The following is a 3217-nucleotide window of genomic DNA, read 5'->3' as shown; positions in this document are numbered from 1 at the left end:
GCCCGAGACATGCCCAGAACCGGCGGATTACACGATCAACCTTCAAAGACGAGGCACTAGGTGGTCCGCGGCGCCAAGGACGGCTCGCGGATCGTTGCCGATGTGGTGGTGTAACAGTGGCGGATCAGCGGCGGCTTGCGCTCAACGGGTTCCAGGTGGAGGTCAACCCGAGCGCGTTCTCGGCGTACCAGCGGGATCTTGCGGACCCGAGCGAGGTGGCGCCGGCCCGGCTCGCCGCGGGTGAGGCGTGGTCGCTCTGGCCGGCCGGTGGCGTCCTGTACGGGGTGCCGCGGGTCCAGGGGGCCGTGGTCCCGGACGGGATGGTGGAGTCCAAGCTCGCGGTGTCGGAGAATCTGGGCCTGGTCGCGTACGTGGTCAATCAGGCGCTGCCCGGGGCGGTACCCGGGTACCGGGCGTTCCGACGGCGGCCGTTTCAGTTCCTGGGCCGGCGGCGGGAGTTCGTGGCCGAAATCATGCGCCGGCTTGGCCACGCCCCAGAGGTCATGAGCGGGTTTCTGATCCGGCCGCGGTACAGCCTGGAGGCCCGGGTCGTCATGCCGGTCGAGGAGGCGTTCATCGGCCTGTTCGTGACGTTGTCCACCCGCTACGACATCACCGCTAAACTCGCCGAGCTGGCGGCGGCCGGGGTGAGCCTGACCGGGCTGGATGTAGTGCGCCGCGCGCCGGCGCCTGGTCAGCGGCGGCTGGTCGGGCGAATTGACCGTCTCGTCGGCGGCGAGGTGGTGCTGTCGGAGTCATTCGACCAGATCAGTCGGATTTCGGCGGCCGAGGTCGCGGTCGAGGGCTCGAAGGAGGCGTTCGCCAGCTGCCTGCGGCAGTTGCTCGGTGACCGGTACAGCGCGTTCGAGAGCCACCGTGCGGCCCTAGACGGCCAGCTGCTGGGCGGTCCGGGCGTCGCCGCGATGCTCACCGACATGGGGCGGTTCCTCGGCGGCCTGCCCCCGATCGCCCTCGGCGTCGACCTGCGCGGCCGGGTCCGCGAGCAGCTGACGGTCGGCAACAGCGGCACGCACCGCAGCGTGTACCGGGCTCCGGGGGTGTCGTACTGCTTCGACCCGGCCCGCACCAAGCAGAACACCATCGCCTGGCGAGGGCTCACCACCTACGGGCCGTTTAGCCGGGACAGCTTCGCGACCCACTCGCCCCGGATCGTGGTGGTCGCGCCGCACACCGCCCAGGGCGTGACCGAGGCGTTCGTGCGGGCCTTACGTGACGGGGTGCCCAGCACCGCGTACCAGAGCGGGTTTGCCGCCACATTCCGGCTGTCCAACCCGGCATTCACCCTGCAGAAGGTGCAGATCAGCGGCCAGCCGCACGACGCCTACCGGCGGGCCATCGAGACGGCGCTTTCCGGCGACCAGCAGCCCGATGCCGCGATCGTGGTCATCCTCGACGAGCATGCCGACCTGCCCGCCCCGGTCAACCCGTACCTGCACGCCAAGGCGCTGCTGTTGATGGCCGGCATTCCCAGCCAGGAGATGAAGCTTTCGACGATGCGGCAGCGGCCGGCGGCCCTGGCGTTCGCGCTGCAGAACGCGTCGGTCGCGTTGTACGCCAAGCTCAACGGGGTGCCCTGGACGGTCAACCACCACCTGCCGATCGCCGACGAGATCGTGGTCGGTCTCGGCATCGCCGAACTGGTCCCCAGCCGCTACCAGGACCGCAAGCGGTGCATGGGGATCACCACCGTGTTTCGCGGCGACGGCAACTACCTGCTGGCCAACCTGTCCCGCGAGTGCACCCCGCAGGAGTACCCGCTGCTGCTGCGCACCTCGGTACAAGACGTTCTGGCCGACATCAAGGCCCGCAACGGGTGGCGGCCCGGCGACACCGTGCGCATCGTGTGCCACACCAGCCTGCCCATGCGCGACCACCACCTCGACCGGCTCATCGGCGACTGCGTGGCCACCGTTGGCTCCGAGCAGAACGTCGAGTTCGCGTTCCTCACCGTCGGCGACAGGCAGCCGTTCACCATGCTCGACCCCCACCAGCCTGGCCGCAATGACTACCGCGGCCGGATCAAGGGCGCGCTGGCGCCCGAACGCGGCACGATCATGCAGATCAGCGACACCCAGCGGCTGCTGGCCATCACCGGCCCGAGCCTGATCAAACTCGCCGGCGCGCCCCTGCCCCGCCAGCTGCACCTGCGCCTGCACCGGGCGTCGACCTTCCGCGACCTGGACTACCTGGCCGAACAGGCGCTCAAGTTCACCTCCCTGTCCTGGCGCTCCACCATGCCCACGTCCCGGCCGGTGACCATCCACTACTCCGAACTCATGGCCGACCTGCTCGCCCGCCTACGCGCCGTACCGTACTGGTCGCCTGCACTGCTCAACACCCGACTGCGGCACAGCCGCTGGTTCCTGTGATGCACCCCGCCATCGCCACCACGCTGGCCGCCGAACTCGACCGGCTGGCCGCCCAAGTCCGCCGCGACGCCGGCTGGCCGTCACCGGCCACCGGGTTTGCGCGGTGGCTGACCCACCACTACGGCCCGAGCCTTAACTGGCACCCGGATGCCGCAGCGGTGGTCACCGACACCGGCCGGCTCGATGAGGCACCGGTCCTGGCCGCCCACGGCTACGTGCTGGCCAGCCAGGACGATCCCGATCATCAGACGATCACGTCATGGAGCGCCGCCGCCCGCCGGATGGGCGAGCGTGACCCCCTACCTGGCGACCGGGCATCGTTCTTCTTCCGACCCACCGAGCTGCTGGGACTCGCGCTCGGCGCCGGAGCCGTCGCCAATCACGACCCCGAACTCCGCCGCTGGCTGCGTCAGACCCTGCACACCGGGCGCGCCCGACTGGGAACTGACACCTGGTCGATCGCCCTCAACGCCATGGCTGCCACCACCCTGGGCGACACCGGCGGAACCGGACGTATCGGCGCGCTCGCCGACGGCAGTAGCAGCGACCTCGCCGCCGCCTGGCTACTGATCACCCACGCCCCACAGGCCGCAGCCCGCGCCAGACTAGACCAGGACGCACAGACGCTGGAATCCGCGTTGCTGTACCGGCTGACCACCACCGCCACGACCACGACCGACGTCGCCGAAGCCGCCGCCATCCACACCGCCGCCACGACCGCGATAGGCACCGGCCTCGCCCGCCCTGACTACGGCCTGCCCGCCGCGCTAACCCGGGTGATTCACAGTGATCGTCAAGTTGTCGGCTCGTACGGCGTGTAGATAGGC

General features: G+C 70.0%; 2 protein-coding genes. Both read left to right on the top strand.

Annotation, left to right across the window (positions count from 1 at the left end; translation table 11 throughout):
• Positions 1 to 116 precede the first annotated feature (116 nt).
• Entirely contained in the window at positions 117 to 2390 is a 2274-nt protein-coding gene (gene ago / locus ACFP2T_RS47350) for a protein argonaute (protein WP_377434499.1), read from the top strand.
• On the top strand, positions 2390 to 3211 hold the full coding sequence (locus ACFP2T_RS47345) for a hypothetical protein (protein ID WP_377434497.1): 822 nt from the start codon (positions 2390 to 2392) through the stop codon (positions 3209 to 3211). The genes ago and ACFP2T_RS47345 overlap by 1 nt, the downstream gene beginning before the upstream one ends.
• Positions 3212 to 3217: the final 6 nt, after the last annotated feature.

Source organism: Plantactinospora solaniradicis (assembly GCF_042658085.1).
In the GTDB taxonomy this organism is placed as follows: domain Bacteria; phylum Actinomycetota; class Actinomycetes; order Mycobacteriales; family Micromonosporaceae; genus Plantactinospora; species Plantactinospora solaniradicis.
Note: the sequence above shows the minus strand (reverse complement) of the source record. Positions and strands in the feature narration are given on the sequence as shown.